Source organism: Chitinophaga sp. ARDCPP14 (assembly GCF_051362515.1).
GTDB lineage: Bacteria > Bacteroidota > Bacteroidia > Chitinophagales > Chitinophagaceae > Chitinophaga.
Genome location: NZ_JBKIXB010000007.1, coordinates 33,777 through 48,588, shown reverse-complemented (window position 1 = coordinate 48,588; position 14,812 = coordinate 33,777). Strand labels below are relative to the sequence as shown.

The following is a 14,812-nucleotide window of genomic DNA, read 5'->3' as shown; positions in this document are numbered from 1 at the left end:
AAAAATTTCTTCAAAATTATTGCAAACACCCTCTCTTCTATGTCAAATTATACCAAACTGCCGTTTCCTGTGATGAAACCGGCACATCTGTATACCGGAGAAATTGGTAAGGAAAACGCAGCCCGGTAAAGGGCCACGTTTTTCCATCCTTATATACCTAAAAAACCATCTTCCCAAACAGGCTGGCCTAGTTGCCGCCCTGTTTTACACGATTTTGTTCCGCTTCCAGTCCGGTTTGACGGCTGCGGGCTGCTTTTACATTAGTATTCCCAAAACGGTAGTTGAAGGTCAGGCGAAACTGCTGCGCATCCCATTTGCTGGAAACAGCAGTATATCTGCCCGCATTATCAAAGTCCCCGCGGAAATAATTAGTTTTAAACACATCCGTTACATTGAGTTTCACAGATCCTTTTCCTTTCAGTACTTTCTGGGAAACACCCAGATCCAGGGAGCACATAGATTTCATCTTGAACAGGCCATCTTCGGTCACCTGCGGAGATACGTAAAAGAACACTGCTTCTGCAGACAAGTCCTTGCTCAGCGTGAATGTTTGCTGCGTGCGTCCGAAGAACCCGGCAGACGACAGTTTCACCTGGTGATCATTTACCACGGTTTCAAACATCGCATAAGATACTGACACCGTGGTAAGGCTCATCCACCACTTGGTAATGGGCATCGGTACCGTTACGTTCAGGTTAAAGTTGTCGGCCTTAGCCACGTTCAGGTATTTGTACCGCAGAATGGAAGTATCCCCGGTCGCCTTATCCACATCAGATTCCAGTATCTGGGTCATCAGGTCCTTTGTATGCGCGTATCCTACGGAGGTGATCAGGAAATCCTTAAAGGTATGCGTGATCTCAAAGTTGTTGGAATACTGTGGCTTCAGGTTAGGATTACCAGACTCCTTTGTATACCTGTCCAGGTAAAATTCAAACGGATTCAGATCCTCATAGCTCGGACGCTGGATACGGCGGCTATAGGTCAGTCCTAGCGTATTATCCTTATTCAGTTTATATGTCAATGCCATGCTGGGAAACAGGTTAAAGTAAGTAGAATCGTTCTTCACTTCCATCTGCTGCTGGTTCTTCATCGACACTGATGTACCCGTGATATGCGTTTGCTCACCGCGTAATCCTACCTGCACATTCACTTTCTTAAATTGTTTGTTGAAATTGATATACGCCGCGTTTACATTTTCCTTATAGATAAAGTGGTTGGAACGGTTTTCATCCAGCACCCAGTTGCCCATTCTCAGGGAGTCGAAACGCGCATCATTATCGGTTTTCACAAAGCTCACCTTTACGCCGGCTTCAAATTTTGCCTGGTTCTTCAGCGGATGTATGTAATCAATTTTTGCAGTTTTGATGTCGATGCTGGAAGGCTGATTGTTCCGGGAAGTATCGCTGCCCAGGAAACCTTTTTCAGCCCCATCGCGGGATACCGCATATATAGTAGCATGCTGCGCATCTTTGTTTTTTGCGTAATCCAGGTCAATATTCAATTCCTTACCGGTAGTATCCAGGATGCCGCGGTAGTTTAAATTGAAGGCATTCCGGGTCCAGGTTTTAGCGTCGTTGGTATTGGTTTTCAGGATAGAGTCCACCTGTCTGCCATTACCAATACGGGTGGTGGCATAGCTGGGAATTTTGCGGTCGCCGCCGGATAAATCTGCCATTACACCAATTGTATGTCCTTTACTGATAAAGTAATCTGCTCCTATTTTACCGGCTTTGTAATTGGATTTTGTGTGCATGTTGTTTACCTGGTCGTACACACTCAGCTGGTTATTTTCTGTGAGGGAGCGGTATAAACCCAGGTCCTGCTGTTGTTCACGGTGACTGTAATTACCGGAACCATATATATTGAATTTTTCGTTGCGGTGGTTAAGGTTTAGTGCGCCGTTCCAGCGGGGCCAGAAGCCATAGCCACCACCCACGGTTATATTACCATTCGTACCATAGCTGGTGTTCTTCTTCAGTTTAAGGTTAATGATTCCCGCGTTGCCGGCTGCGTCATATTTGGCGGAAGGATTAGCGATCAGCTCAATCTGATCTACATTGGTGGCTGGCATGCTTTTCAGCAGCTCGGCAACATCCTGGGAAGTCATATTGGTTGGTTTGCCATCTATCATGATTTGTACACCGCTCTTGCCTTTCATGGAAATATTACCGTCCTTGTCTACGGTTACTGTAGGCGATTTTTCCAAAACTTCCATAGCAGAACCACCCGATGCAGTGATGCTGCTTTCCACATTCACTATCATCTTATCAGCTTTCTGCTCTACAAATGGCCGGCGGGCAGTTACGTCTACACCCTTTAAGGTTTTGGAGGCGGCTTCCAGTGTTACAGCCGGCGCTTTTATGGAGCTGGCGGCTACTTCAAAAGCGGGGCTGTAACGTTTGGTCATGCCAACTGAAACCGCGGCAACCAGGTATTTACCCTGTTTTACCTGCTCAAATTCATATTTACCATCTATATCTGCAATGGCTCCTTTCACCAAAGAGGAGTCTTTTGCTTTTAATAAGGTTACAGTAGCGAACGCTACAGGCTGGTTACCTGCCTGGATTACTTGTCCGGCTACTTTGGGGGCATTCTGCGCAAACGAGGTCAAAGCAGTCACTAACATACTCATTGTTAATGTTATAGCTTTAAAACTTGCTTTCATATGAGGTGATTTAGAGTTTAAACGTTGACGATTTAGATTTCTTTTAGTTCCTTGGTTTGTATACTACAGTAGTTAAACCACTACAGTAGATTAACTACTACGATGTAAAAGTAGGTATTATGTATTACACAGTACATAGCATTACACAAACGGCATATAGACAGTGACGAATGGTAAAAAAACAGAGAACGATTAAAAAGACGACTGGCGCAAAGGAAAGTTGCAGATAGGTTACAGCTATTTAAAATAGCGGTGTTAATGGAGGATGACCGGTATTATATAAGGACGGTGGCTGTTTTTTACAAACAGGGAATAAGGCCATGGCCTTGTAACCAGGGTTAACAGTAAATAGTTATATGTTAGGGAGATGGAAAAACGGCATGGTCCCCTTCTCAATTCAGACGCTCATCCACCTTCATGATTTTCCGGTAACCGGACTTGCGGCGGTGGTGATAATAGTTCATACCATAAACAAACAATACCATACAAAGTATTACCAGCAACATGGAAAGCGTACTTCTGATTCCGAGTAAAAGATTATCAATCGATAGCATTCTGCCAGCTACGGATTCGGAGGCAGGCACCCAACGGGAAGACTGATCTGTACGCGGATTATAATCGGCGTAACCGTTTCCCGGAGCAAAACGCGCAGCAGCAGCTACAATGGCTAATTGCTGCTTAATCTGCTCCAGTTCCGTTACTTTACCGATAGCCGTAAAACAGAGTGCCCCCTTTCTTCCTAATAATCTTAACTCGTAATTCAGCATGGAAGGCTCATTTTTACCAAAATGTAAAACGCGGGCCCAATGCAGGGAATGATTGTTTTTATTGTAATAAGGAGTAAAGGCCCAGTCCATACCGGAGATCTGCCCCACCCCTTTGCCGCTGCGTAGCAGGTTATCATTTTTCAACTCCTCTTTCATCTCCGTCAGCAATTTCGTGTAATCAATCTGCCGGATCGCTGATTCCTCCATATAACCCGAAGGCTCAAAAGAAATCACAAAACCATGGAAATCTTTATCCATAGGTCCCATCCTCGCCGGCAACAGCACGCCCAGTGTATTCGGATTTTCCGGGTTGCCCCATAAATGCTCCACCAGCACACGGCTCTGCGCACCATCGAGCAGGCGGTACCCTTCCGGTACATTTAATATTGTACCCTCACCTAACGATTGTTCACCTGCTTTATAATAAAAGGAAGCAGCCACCATTTCAGAAGAATCCAGCTTGTCGTACCTGCTAAGACTGTCTTCCCTGGATAGGCCAAGGACATTGAGGCTGACAGTTAAGCAACTAAACACAACTACACTGTAAAAAAACGCACGCATAACTCTAATTGAATAGCCCGGGTAAAATTTACCAGCCTAACAAACAAGGATAAATTGCTATAAGATATACAGATAATTATTGAGGCAATATTACAGATACATAATGTTGCTATAACTCCAGTGAAAAATTAATATTTAAATCAAAACCTGGCAATAACACGTTAAATACATTTATGGATTTTCCAGTTTGAGGTTATCGAGGATATGTGGAAGTTCCAATTGCAGCAGCTCAAAGAATTCCCGCTCTTCCCTGCGGATATGCGCTTCCAGGCTGCACGCCAGCACATCCATTGCGGCATCCATATCCTTGCTGTCTGTGAGAGTGCTATACATACGGGAAATGATCAGGTGTTCTTCCTGCAACTCCCGGATCATTTTGTCAATCGCTTCATGCTGGCCTGCACATTTCTCAAAAAGATATTCTTCCTTTTGAATATGCGGTACCATCAGCTCCTGGAATATTTTTATGATATACTCAAATCTTGCCTGTGTTTCCAATGGGAAACCCTCGTACGGCGCGGCATCTTTTTTCAGGTAGCGGCATACAAATAAAAGGCGCTTGTGCTCGTGCGACAAGGGCACTAATGAAGAGTGACGTTGCATATACTATAATCAGGAAAGCTTATTTGCAGCAGTATTATTTTTACGATAGATGCCAATCAGTATAATACCACCAATTACCAGGAGCGTGGAAATGATTTCTGCCTGGGTGGGATGAAAGCCAAAAATATCATATCTCGTATCTACCCTGATCTTCTCTATAAAAAATCTTTCCACCCCATTTAATATCAGGTAGATGCCGAAAATTACACCCGGGATCTTTATTCTTTTGCGGATCGCCCAGAGGATGCCGAACAAAACCAGGCAAACAATAATTTCATATAACGGTGTGGGATATACGGCAATAGGTAATACTTTACAATAAGGACCATCACAACCAGCGATCTGTACTCCTTCTTTAATAACGTTGTGCGGGTAACCGTAGGCAAACAACCAATCCGGTAAAAAGCCCAGTGCCGCCGGTTTTTCAAAAGCAGCATGCGGTATTTTTTCTACTGATGAATATTGCTGCTGAAAGAAACCTGCATTTTTCTGAACAATGTCCTGGAATGTGGCGGGCGCCATTTTTACAGCATGACCGGTATTGGTATCCACTCCATAAGCGCTGTTGTAAATACCCCAGTCGCCATCTCCGGAAAAATGACAACCCATTCTCCCGATAGCATAGGCCAGCATCAACGCAGGTGCAGCGCTGTCGATTAACGCACGGATATTGAATTGTTTTTTACGGGCATAACTGATGATCACAATCGCAGCTACAATCAGGCCGCCGTAAAAGGTAAGTCCGCTGAAAGACAACAGCGCCCCGATGGGGTCCTGCACAAAGTCGTTCCAGTTTTCAAGATTGTGAAATATTTTAGCGCCGAGTAATCCGGCAATAGCCGCCATTACAATAATATCCGGTACGCGGTGGTGTGGCATCACCAGCACCGTTTCTTCTTTTGGCTTAGGGAGTGCCTGTTTCTTTTTGGTGTAATATTTATATCCCGCCATGGCTGCGGCTACCAGGATACCGGCAAAAAGACTGCCTTGTCCCGAAAATACAAACGACTGTAAATCCTGTGAAGCGGTGTCCCACTGAAAAAAGATCCCCAGGATCTTGTATCCTATAATAAATCCTACTACGGCATTTCCAATCAATTCACCCTGCGAAGCCGGAAGCCCGGTTACTACTTTTTCAGGAATACCTTTCAGCAACCCGAGTGCTTCATAGCGTTTCAGTTCACGTGTTAAGATATAGGCGCCGGCCAGAAAGGCTATTGCCACAAAAAAACCAAACGTCTGGAAAATCTTTAAAAACGGAATCTCTAAGCCAAGCAGATCTCTGAACGCGTAATATAAATTAGGATACATAGCCGTAAAAAAATTGGTGATCTGAATCTTCCTATGAACAAAGCCGAATTTAATCAAAAGGAAAATCAAACCACCAAAGTACGATGCAATTTCGAATTTCTAAATTGGAATTTAGAAAAAATCGAATATTTAGCAATACTGTTCAAATGCGTCAGCGAGGTTCGCAGCAATCATTTGCGCAGAACGGCCTTCGATCATGTGGCGCTCAATAAAGTGCACCAACTCACCATTTTTAAACAGCGCTATCGCCGGGGAAGAAGGAGGATAAGGCATCAGGTGCGAACGGATTTGTCTTACCGCTTCACCATCAAAACCTGCAAAGCTGGTAGTCAGCCTGTCTGGCTTCTTTTCGCTGTGCGCTACTGCCAGCAATACACCCGGACGGGCGGTACCTGCAGAGCAACCACATACAGAATTGATTACCACCAGGGTAGTTCCTTCTTTCTGTAAAGTATTATCCACGCTCTCTGGTGTCAGCAATTCTTCAAATCCGTTATCTGTTAATTCCGCCTTCATGGGCATTACTAGTTCCGCTGGATACATATAATAAGAGTTTTTTCTGTTTATATTTTTTACAAAGTTAGTTATATGTACCCAGAAAGTAAAAAAATGGATAGCAATATAGACTTTTTGACACAGAACATACAATCATAATGACATAGTGTCATAATCTGTAACCTTTTTACTAACAAAATAGCAGTTTTTATGGCATGGTATCCCATTTGATCTGTACCAGCTATCAAACAATAAAAATTGATTTCACACTAAAAAAATTTATAGGAACTATGACACACATTAAATTTAACCACAGCCCGCTTCCCAAATCATTTGGTGGATTAGTAGAAGACATTCTCAATGGAGGATTAAATAAGTATGTAAAAGATGATTTTCTGACCAACGATTACTTTACCACGCATCCTCCGGTAAACATCGTGGAAACGCCGGAAGCCTTCCTGCTCGACGTAGTAGCTCCCGGTTTCTCCAAAGAAGATTTCAAAATCAGTGCAGATGATAAAGCAATTACCATCAGCGCAGAAAAGAAAGCAGAAACAAAGAATGAAGGCGACAAACAGGTACGCCGTGAGTTCACCTTCAAATCTTTCAAACGCTCCTTCACCATCAGCGAACTGGTAGATGCAGGTAAGATTAATGCGAAATATGATAACGGAGTCCTGAAAGTAACCTTGGGCAAAAAGGAAAACAAACAGGATGCCCCTAAAGAAATAGTAGTGGAATAAGGGAAGCAGGGCTTCCTGTAAAAAGGAGGCCCGCTGTAGTAACATGAGGGTTTAAAAGGGATGCCTGTAAAGGCGTCCCTTTTTTGTGTATAATTCACACGAACGTTGAATCTGCTATTGTTTATTATGCAATAATTTGCCTCTCTAAGCAAGCACTCATGGCAAAGCTCTTCCCGAAAGGCTGGTTACTCATAAAAAGCATTTACCTGAACACTGAAAAAGCAGTGATAGGCAGCATGCTTCTTCATACAGAAAATTCATACGAACAAGCGAAGATCAAACTGATCTTTGATTATGCTTTCTTCTATATTATGCTGCTCCTGAGCTTCCTCTTTGTAAATATGCTCAGCCAGAATACGGTAAATATCATCATCATTCCTGTGATCATTCTCGATCTGGCCGTTTGCCTTTTACTGCTGAAAAAAGGAATAAGCGCTAAAACAGTCGGCCTGTTTGCCTCTTTATCCACACTCATCCTTCCTATTTTTTCGTCCCTGCTGAACAACCAGGACCTCGGCCCCAAATACACGCTGATATGGGTAATGAGTATCCTCGTTTGCTATATTACCGTTAACCTGTTCACCGCCCTCATCTGGAGCCTGATCCTTTGCACCTACCTGATAGCCGTTGCCTGGATCAAGATCAATAACGTGATGATATTCGTTTCACCTGGTTATTCATCCGCTTTCCAATACCTGGCTAACCCGTTTACGGTAGGCATGTATGTATTGTTCTTCATCAGGGCACTGGGGCAATACTACCGCAACCTGATTTCCATGGAACAAATGAGAACCGCCGAAAAGCAAAAACAACATTTATCGCTGATCAATCAACACCTGACCAAGCAGTTTTTACTGGTAAAAGGATTTTCGGCCTCAGGGAAAACAGCCGTTTTGAAGGGGGAAACAGAGTTACTGGAAAGTTGTTTTGAAGAAATTGAAAAACATTGCGGCTCCGCTGTCGACTACCTCAATGATTCTCAGGCGAAATGATACCTACACATCTGTGTTATAAAAGAATGCTTCCATATTAATATTATTCCTGCTATACTAATATGTAAATATTACCGTTTGCAGCGTTTTCGAACATTATGATAATAAATTCATCATTCTTACTGTATTCGGGGTAAAAACAGATTAGAAAAAATTACAACTTTTAGGGCTTACTGATACCTGCCGATAACGCTATCTTTGTAAGATCAAATATTCATCTCCTATTTTCCTTATGCCGGATGAATATCATCTAACCTATGCCATGATAGGGCTTTCAGTAAAATGAAAGCCTTTTTTTATCAAACTGAGAGAAAAAAAATGAAAAAAATAAGCCCCCCGAATAATCGGGGGGCTTTCAGTAGGATTACTAACCCATTTTTTTAATAACCCAAAATCTTCAGCATGCTCTGGGCGGTTTGCTCCTTGGCATATAACCAATCTTTCAACTGCCCGTTCTTGTCATATCCTACAATCACATGTTTGGGTGAAGGAATAAGACAATGCTTGATGCCTCCGTATCCGCTCAGCTGGTCCTGGTAGGCCCCGGTATGGAAAAATCCAATGTACAGCGGCTCTCCGGATGCCTGTTGCTTTGGCAGGAATACGGCGTTAATATGTTCTTCAGATGTATAAAAATCGTAGCCGTCACAGGTAAGTCCACCGAGATGCACCTCCTGGTATTCCTGGTCCCATTTATTAATAGGTAACATCAGGAACTTTTCTCCAATGCCCCATGTATCAGGTAACGTAGTAATGAAAGAACTATCGATCATGTACCAGGATTCCCTGTCATTCTGCATTTTTTCACCTATCACACTATAGATTACCGCGCCGCTTTCGCCTACGGTAAAGGAACCAAACTCTGTGTAAATATTCGGTACAGGCACCTTATTCTTTTTACACATACTCTTAATGTTGGCCACAATCTCGTTTACGATATAGTTGTAATCATAATCGAAGCCCAAAGAGTGCTTGATCGGGAATCCGCCTCCAATATTGATACTGTCCAGTTCAGGGCAGATCTTCTTCAGCTGGCAATAGAGATTTATTACACGGTTAAACTGGCTCCAGTAATAAATATCGTCTTTAATCCCTTTATTCATGAAGAAGTGCAGCATTTTCAGCTCAAACTTCTCATTACCTTTTATTTTATCTACATAATATTCAAGGATATCACGCGGAGGAATGCCCAGCCGGGAGGTATAAAAGTCGAAACTTGGCTCCTCTTCTGCTGCTACCCTCAATCCCAGTTTCACCTTATCCTTACTCCTGATATTCCGCTTATAATCTTCCAGCTCTTCCTTATTATCCAGGATTGGCAGCACATTTTTAAACCCGCTGTTGATCAGTCGCGCTATGGCCCTGGTATATGCTTTGGTCTTAAAACCATTACAAATCACATAGGTCTCCTTATTTATCTTCTTGCGCTCATATAATTTATTGACGATATCAATATCATATGCAAAAGAAGTTTCAATATGTACCCCATGCTTCAGGGTCTCCTCCATAATAAAGGAGAAATGCGAACTTTTAGTACAATAGCAGTAAAAATACTCACCTTCGTACCTGTTCTTCTTAATGGCGTCATGGAACATTTTCTTCGCCTTATTAATCTGCATCCCGATTTTAGGCAGGAAGGTCAGTTTAAAGGGTGTTCCATATTTGTCTATCAATGCCTTTATATCCAAACCATTAAATTCCAGGTAGTTATCTTTTACTTCAAAGCCCTCCTGGGGAAATTCAAAGGTCTGTTTTACCAGGTCTGTGTAGGTGTTGTTCATTTAGTACTGCAAATGAATTTTAGGAATTAGTAATAGAAAAAAATAACAGGATAACAATCCTTTTTTCCCTCACTGGGAAACTCCTGGTTTACACACCTACGTCAGTTCGAACCCCAGCAAAATAGGTTGCAAATCTAAAGATTTTGTTGATTGCCACCTTAATTTTTTTCGGGAGGTATTCCTCGGAAAAGCCCAAATACCCGGGCAAATATACAAACAATTACAAGCCAACAAGTTAAATAATATTATTTGCTATTCCATTCAGCCCTTTTTCAGAATCTTCAATGATTGCTTTCCCTCACAAAAAAGAAGGTCCAGGATACTCAGTCCGGGTATGAAGCCGGTACGCTCCTGGAACACCTGTGTATAGCCGGGCTCGCTTTCTGTAACCGGGCCCGGCAGTATGCTTTCGCGCGCATCCGTTACACCGGGCACTTCCTTTTCATAACTTTCGGTATAGGTAATGGGCACCTCAATGCCGAGCTTGCTATTCACCCATTCAAAACATGCCAGGTTCCAATCCATTAAAAATTGAAAAGGCTTTTCAAATAAAACCTGCAGGTCCGCCTCGTAATATTCAAACCAGGGCGACCGCCTGTAAGCAGACACCAGCGTTTTCCAATGCAAACCCTGCCATTTCTCCTCATTACTGATCCTTACGTCCTTCATCACGGTCCGCTGATTCTTCCCCCGCGCCAACGGCACACTTAAAATCATCCGGCCATTTGGCCCGGCAACATAACAACGGTTCCTGTAACTGAGCTTTTGATAGTGCTCATATTTCTCAATCTTTAATATGTCATGCTTTATTAAAGTCTTATATGAATCAATTGGCGGAAAATATTGAGATTCAATTAACAATACCTTCTCTTTTGCATTCTCTGTCATAATGTCAAAATTTTGTATGCAGGTGTTGGAATTCCGTTCGTTTCACCTGACAATCACTTATACCTAAATACTTAACAATTAACTTTAAGTAAATGATAAACAATTCATAGAATTATTAATCATATGCTAAATAAATTAGCACAACCTACTTTCAGCAAATGATTACCGAAACGCAAAAATACTAAAGAAATTAGTGGCTTTTTTGTTCAATTTTAGCGAACTCAGGAAGGATCACGAAGATAGCATATTTCTTTAAAACAACCTTTTATTTATATGTGTTTTATGCATTAATTATCTAAGCAGCCTCCCCCGTTTTTAAAACCTACCCCGTTAAAAGTTTCCCAAATCCCACCCGATTTTTTGATAACTAAAAGCTTTGCAGTAGGTTTACATAAACTAAAATACCTGGTCAACTGATGAAAGTGTTCCGATTATTAGCCGCTGTTTTTCTGATCTGGGGAGTAGCAAGCTCCTGCGAAAAAAACAAGGATATTCAATTTGTGAGAGTAGCCGGTATCAGTATGGATGAGCTAGGTATGTCCAAAAGTATTGTACGGATGACCCTGGCATATTACAATCCGAACAACTATCGCCTCCAGCTAAAAGATGCCAACTTCGACCTGTTTTTTGATGACACCCAGGTAGGTCACTCCCTCCAGGATACCACCATTTCTATTCCGGCAAGGGACACTTTTTACTTCCCCGTGAAATTGGAAGTGAACATGGCCAACGTATTCAAAAATGCATTAAGCGCTTTCGCCAATAAAGAAGTAACCATCAAAGCCACCGGAAATTGTAAAGTAGGCAAGGCGGGTATTTTTCTTCCTTTCCCGATAAAATGCGAAACCAAACAAGCGCTGAATTTCTTTTAACCCGGCTATAAACGGGGTTCCAATAAGGCAATAATTTCCAGAATATGCCCGTTTTCAGCAGTGCTTCTGAGCGGAAACAGCCGTAAGCTGTGAACCTCCCAGGGAAAGCAGGCGCATATTTATTTCAGCAGGATCAGATTGGAAAGCGTTTGCTGGAATGCAGAAAAATGATGCTTCAGCGGATTAAACAGTATCGGAATAACGGTAAGCTTTAAAGGATGGAGCATTTCAGGGTAACGCGGATACGGCTGACAGAAAGCCCACGCCAAAAAACAACTCAGCCTTCAGTAAACCGGCAATCGCCGGACACCAAAGGCTGAAACAGGTTGATTAATGTTTTTTCGGGTCCATACCACCGCCATCTTCCGGCTTCTTGCAGCAGGTAGGCAATTTGGCGTAAGATTCCGGGTTCGCTGTTACGTTATCAGCATCATACCCCGCATTGGCAATACCCGTTTTGATATTCTCAATGTTGGTACGGTCGGTATAGTACTTCACCGTTGTAATATGTTTTTTGAAATCCACTTTTACGGATTGTACGCCCTCTTCATGTGACATATACCGCTCAATACGGTTTTTGCACGACTCACACTGCACGGTTGGCGTGCTGATCTTCGCTGTTTCCACAGCTTTCTGCTTTTGCTGTGCCATTGCCACGCCAACGCCGGCAAACAGGAACAACACTACTAATTTTAGGATACGCATAGTTGTAATATTAATACCCGAATATACAAAATAAGTGATATACAATTTTCAGCTACTTACCCCACTGGTCCGGCGCACTTCTCCAGGCCTGCAGCGTAGCTATTTCGTCAGCAGATACAATGCCTTTTTCCTCGGCCAGGGCAATCATAGCGGAATAATTGCTCAATGAATAAAACGGCACACCCGCTGCTTCAAAAGCTTTCACTGCTATATCAAAACCATAGTTGAAGATAGATACCATCCCGATCACTTCCCCACCAGCTGCACGAATGGCCTGCACGGCTTCCAGGCTGCTTTTGCCCGTAGAAATCAGGTCTTCAATCACCACCACCGGCTGTCCGGGTTGCAATACCCCTTCAATCTGGTTCCCCATACCATGCTCTTTCGGCTTGGATCTTACATAAATAAACGGCAGCTTCAGCTGATCCGCTACCAGCGCGCCATGTGGAATACCAGCAGTAGCCACTCCCGCAATCACGGCTGCATCAGGGAAGGTTTCAAACACCAGGTTGCACAACTCTGATTTAATATAGTCACGCACATAAGGGAAAGATAAGATCTTCCTGTTATCGCAATAGATCGGCGATTTCCAGCCGGAAGCCCATGTAAAAGGCTGTGCAGGGCTTAACTTCACGGCCTGCACCTGCAGTAACTTTTCTGCAACTTGTTTTTCGCTTACTTTATTCATACAACCGCCAAAAGTACTATCATTTTATTCAATTTACGAATTACAATAAACGAATTTGCAGAGAGCGCCGGGAATAGGTTTCCATCTTCCTAAATTCTCAATTTGTATTTCATAATTGATAATTACATTTGCGGCATGCAAGCAAATATTACGATCTATCTCAACGAGCGTCCACTCCTGCTGAGTGCCGATACCACTACCATCCCGGCCCACTTTAACGGCGCCAAAGTATACGATAACCCGGATACAAAAAAGATGGAAAATGTATTGCAGAAACTGGAAGATGGGAAAAAAGACGCAGCAGTGTTTATTGCACCGGATGTAAAACAACTTTTCAAGAAAGTATCGCTGCATTTTACTACCCTCGTAGCTGCCGGGGGATTAATCACCAATCCCGACGGTGAAGTGCTCATGATGTTCCGCCGCGGCAAATGGGACCTGCCTAAAGGCAAACAGGACCCGGGGGAAGACCTCGAAACCTGCGCGCTACGGGAAGTAGCGGAAGAAACCGGCCTGCACAACGTTTCACTGGAACATAAAATCACAGAAACGTTTCACTACTATCCCATGAAAAATAAAAAAGTATTAAAACATACCTACTGGTACCGGATGTTGTTTACCGGCACAGAATTAACGGTACCACAAATAGAAGAAGACATCCAGGACCTGCAATGGATCAAACCTGGCAACGTGGAAAAATACCTGAAATACTCCTACGAAAATATCAGGGAAGTATTCAGGGCTGCGAATATCTGATAACGTTTAGTTCCGCATCCCGGTTAAGCGGAACTATCTTTTTGCCAGTATCGCCACCGTAAGGCGGCTTACGCATACCAGCTTGTGATGATCGTCGGTAATACGGATGTCCCATACATGGCTGGTGCTCCCGATATGCAAGGGCCGGGCGCAGGCATGCACATAACCTTCTTTCACTCCTCTTATATGGTTGGCATTGATTTCCATGCCCACACAGATCTGCTTCTCCGGGTCTATGATCAATCCGGACGCCATACTGCCTACCGTTTCTGCCAGCGCCGCAGATGCGCCGCCATGCAGTAACCCATAGGGTTGTATGGTTCTGTGATCTACCGGCATCATCATTTTAAGATAATCCGGACCTATTTCCGTAAACTCCATCCCTAAACAGGTAGCCATGGTAGTGCCACCCATCTCGTTCAACTGGTCCAGTGAGATCTTAGTATTATGCCAGATCGTTTTCATATTATCTGCTTTATAAAATTATTTCTTCGTGCGTTTGATGCCTTCCAGCACAGCGGCCGGCAGAAAAGGCGACACATCTCCACCGTATTTATAAATATCCCTCACCAGGGTAGATGCAATACTGGAGTACTGCGGAACAGTCGTTAAAAAGATCGTTTCAATACCCGGCGCCACAGTACGGTTTACATCAGCGATCGCCTTTTCATATTCAAAATCACTTACGTAACGGATACCGCGCAAAATAAAACGGGCGTCCAGTTGCTTACAGAAGTCGATGGTGAGTCCCGAATACGAAGCCACTTCCACCCGCGGATCATCTTTATAGATCTCCCTGATCCAGCTCATCCGCTCTTCCAGTGCAAACATAGGGGTTTTACTGCTGTTTACCCCGATCCCGATCACGAGGCGGTCAAACAGATCAAGCCCACGGTTAATGACGTCCGTATGTCCCAGCGTTATAGGGTCAAATGTACCTGGGAATAAACAAGTTCTCATAAGGGTGCGATTGATTGATAGATAA

General features: G+C 43.3%; 15 protein-coding genes. 4 read left to right on the top strand and 11 right to left on the bottom strand.

What is annotated here, in order from left to right; all coding sequences use genetic code 11:
- Positions 1-187: 187 nt before the first annotated feature.
- From ACLHR0_RS19690 to ACLHR0_RS19670, 5 genes are all read right to left on the bottom strand, one after another.
- Entirely contained in the window at positions 188-2,632 is a 2,445-nt protein-coding gene (locus ACLHR0_RS19690) for a TonB-dependent receptor domain-containing protein (RefSeq protein ID WP_436488900.1), read from the bottom strand.
- Positions 2,633-3,057: 425 nt separating this feature from the next.
- Positions 3,058-3,993, bottom strand: coding sequence for a DUF2167 domain-containing protein (locus tag ACLHR0_RS19685; RefSeq protein WP_429050378.1), 936 nt, complete (start codon positions 3,991-3,993; stop codon positions 3,058-3,060).
- Between the two features lie 171 nt (positions 3,994-4,164).
- Positions 4,165-4,596, bottom strand: coding sequence for a hemerythrin domain-containing protein (locus ACLHR0_RS19680; protein WP_436488898.1), 432 nt, complete (start codon positions 4,594-4,596; stop codon positions 4,165-4,167).
- A gap of 9 nt (positions 4,597-4,605) precedes the next feature.
- Positions 4,606-5,820: a prolipoprotein diacylglyceryl transferase family protein gene (locus tag ACLHR0_RS19675; RefSeq protein WP_370907928.1), complete on the bottom strand. Its 1,215-nt coding sequence runs from the start codon at positions 5,818-5,820 to the stop codon at positions 4,606-4,608.
- A 216-nt stretch (positions 5,821-6,036) separates the two neighbouring features.
- Positions 6,037-6,450 carry a BrxA/BrxB family bacilliredoxin gene (locus ACLHR0_RS19670; protein WP_370907929.1) on the bottom strand — a complete coding sequence of 138 codons (414 nt, stop codon included), beginning with the start codon at positions 6,448-6,450 and terminating at the stop codon, positions 6,037-6,039.
- Positions 6,451-6,692: 242 nt separating this feature from the next.
- Here ACLHR0_RS19670 and ACLHR0_RS19665 point away from each other — a divergent pair, with 242 nt between their 5' ends.
- A complete protein-coding gene (locus ACLHR0_RS19665; protein WP_370907930.1) occupies positions 6,693-7,145 on the top strand; it encodes an Hsp20/alpha crystallin family protein in 453 nt (150 codons plus the stop codon).
- A gap of 158 nt (positions 7,146-7,303) precedes the next feature.
- Positions 7,304-8,137 carry a hypothetical protein gene (locus tag ACLHR0_RS19660; protein ID WP_436488895.1) on the top strand — a complete coding sequence of 278 codons (834 nt, stop codon included), beginning with the start codon at positions 7,304-7,306 and terminating at the stop codon, positions 8,135-8,137.
- 380 nt (positions 8,138-8,517) lie between these two features.
- Here the strand turns inward: ACLHR0_RS19660 and ACLHR0_RS19655 are convergent, their stop codons facing one another.
- Together ACLHR0_RS19655 and ACLHR0_RS19650 are read right to left on the bottom strand one after the other, a co-directional pair.
- A complete protein-coding gene (locus ACLHR0_RS19655) occupies positions 8,518-9,918 on the bottom strand; it encodes an arginine decarboxylase (protein WP_370907932.1) in 1,401 nt (466 codons plus the stop codon).
- Between the two features lie 261 nt (positions 9,919-10,179).
- Positions 10,180-10,806 carry a WbqC family protein gene (locus tag ACLHR0_RS19650; RefSeq protein ID WP_436488893.1) on the bottom strand — a complete coding sequence of 209 codons (627 nt, stop codon included), beginning with the start codon at positions 10,804-10,806 and terminating at the stop codon, positions 10,180-10,182.
- A gap of 416 nt (positions 10,807-11,222) precedes the next feature.
- Here ACLHR0_RS19650 and ACLHR0_RS19645 point away from each other — a divergent pair, with 416 nt between their 5' ends.
- The gene (locus tag ACLHR0_RS19645) at positions 11,223-11,678 is read left to right on the top strand and encodes an LEA type 2 family protein (protein WP_079473358.1); all 456 of its coding nucleotides are present in this window, start codon (positions 11,223-11,225) and stop codon (positions 11,676-11,678) included.
- Between the two features lie 330 nt (positions 11,679-12,008).
- Here the strand turns inward: ACLHR0_RS19645 and ACLHR0_RS19640 are convergent, their stop codons facing one another.
- Positions 12,009-12,383, bottom strand: a complete 375-nt coding sequence (locus ACLHR0_RS19640; RefSeq protein WP_429050383.1) for a heavy-metal-associated domain-containing protein — start codon at positions 12,381-12,383, stop codon at positions 12,009-12,011.
- Between the two features lie 52 nt (positions 12,384-12,435).
- The gene (pyrE, locus tag ACLHR0_RS19635; protein WP_429050384.1) at positions 12,436-13,071 is read right to left on the bottom strand and encodes an orotate phosphoribosyltransferase; all 636 of its coding nucleotides are present in this window, start codon (positions 13,069-13,071) and stop codon (positions 12,436-12,438) included.
- Between the two features lie 135 nt (positions 13,072-13,206).
- Between pyrE and ACLHR0_RS19630 the strand changes: the two genes are divergently transcribed.
- Positions 13,207-13,827: an NUDIX hydrolase gene (locus ACLHR0_RS19630; RefSeq protein ID WP_429050385.1), complete on the top strand. Its 621-nt coding sequence runs from the start codon at positions 13,207-13,209 to the stop codon at positions 13,825-13,827.
- Positions 13,828-13,860: 33 nt separating this feature from the next.
- Here the strand turns inward: ACLHR0_RS19630 and ACLHR0_RS19625 are convergent, their stop codons facing one another.
- Positions 13,861-14,292, bottom strand: coding sequence for a hotdog fold thioesterase (locus ACLHR0_RS19625; protein ID WP_370907937.1), 432 nt, complete (start codon positions 14,290-14,292; stop codon positions 13,861-13,863).
- 18 nt (positions 14,293-14,310) lie between these two features.
- Positions 14,311-14,787 (bottom strand): pantetheine-phosphate adenylyltransferase, encoded by a 477-nt coding sequence (gene coaD, locus ACLHR0_RS19620; protein ID WP_079473352.1) that lies wholly within the window; start codon positions 14,785-14,787, stop codon positions 14,311-14,313.
- Positions 14,788-14,812: the final 25 nt, after the last annotated feature.

Bases quoted from the DNA above. Each gene is read 5' to 3' on its own strand.
- ACLHR0_RS19670 (WP_370907929.1), bottom strand. From the start codon at position 6,450: ATGTATCCAGCGGAACTAGTAATGCCCATGAAGGCGGAATTAACAGAT.
- ACLHR0_RS19640 (WP_429050383.1), bottom strand. From the start codon at position 12,383: ATGCGTATCCTAAAATTAGTAGTGTTGTTCCTGTTTGCCGGCGTTGGC.
- pyrE (WP_429050384.1), bottom strand. From the start codon at position 13,071: ATGAATAAAGTAAGCGAAAAACAAGTTGCAGAAAAGTTACTGCAGGTG.
- ACLHR0_RS19680 (WP_436488898.1), bottom strand. From the start codon at position 4,596: ATGCAACGTCACTCTTCATTAGTGCCCTTGTCGCACGAGCACAAGCGC.
- ACLHR0_RS19660 (WP_436488895.1), top strand. From the start codon at position 7,304: ATGGCAAAGCTCTTCCCGAAAGGCTGGTTACTCATAAAAAGCATTTAC.
- ACLHR0_RS19685 (WP_429050378.1), bottom strand. From the start codon at position 3,993: ATGCGTGCGTTTTTTTACAGTGTAGTTGTGTTTAGTTGCTTAACTGTC.
- ACLHR0_RS19645 (WP_079473358.1), top strand. From the start codon at position 11,223: ATGAAAGTGTTCCGATTATTAGCCGCTGTTTTTCTGATCTGGGGAGTA.
- ACLHR0_RS19655 (WP_370907932.1), bottom strand. From the start codon at position 9,918: ATGAACAACACCTACACAGACCTGGTAAAACAGACCTTTGAATTTCCC.
- ACLHR0_RS19625 (WP_370907937.1), bottom strand. From the start codon at position 14,292: ATGAAAACGATCTGGCATAATACTAAGATCTCACTGGACCAGTTGAAC.
- ACLHR0_RS19650 (WP_436488893.1), bottom strand. From the start codon at position 10,806: ATGACAGAGAATGCAAAAGAGAAGGTATTGTTAATTGAATCTCAATAT.
- ACLHR0_RS19630 (WP_429050385.1), top strand. From the start codon at position 13,207: ATGCAAGCAAATATTACGATCTATCTCAACGAGCGTCCACTCCTGCTG.
- coaD (WP_079473352.1), bottom strand. From the start codon at position 14,787: ATGAGAACTTGTTTATTCCCAGGTACATTTGACCCTATAACGCTGGGA.
- ACLHR0_RS19690 (WP_436488900.1), bottom strand. From the start codon at position 2,632: ATGAGTATGTTAGTGACTGCTTTGACCTCGTTTGCGCAGAATGCCCCC.
- ACLHR0_RS19665 (WP_370907930.1), top strand. From the start codon at position 6,693: ATGACACACATTAAATTTAACCACAGCCCGCTTCCCAAATCATTTGGT.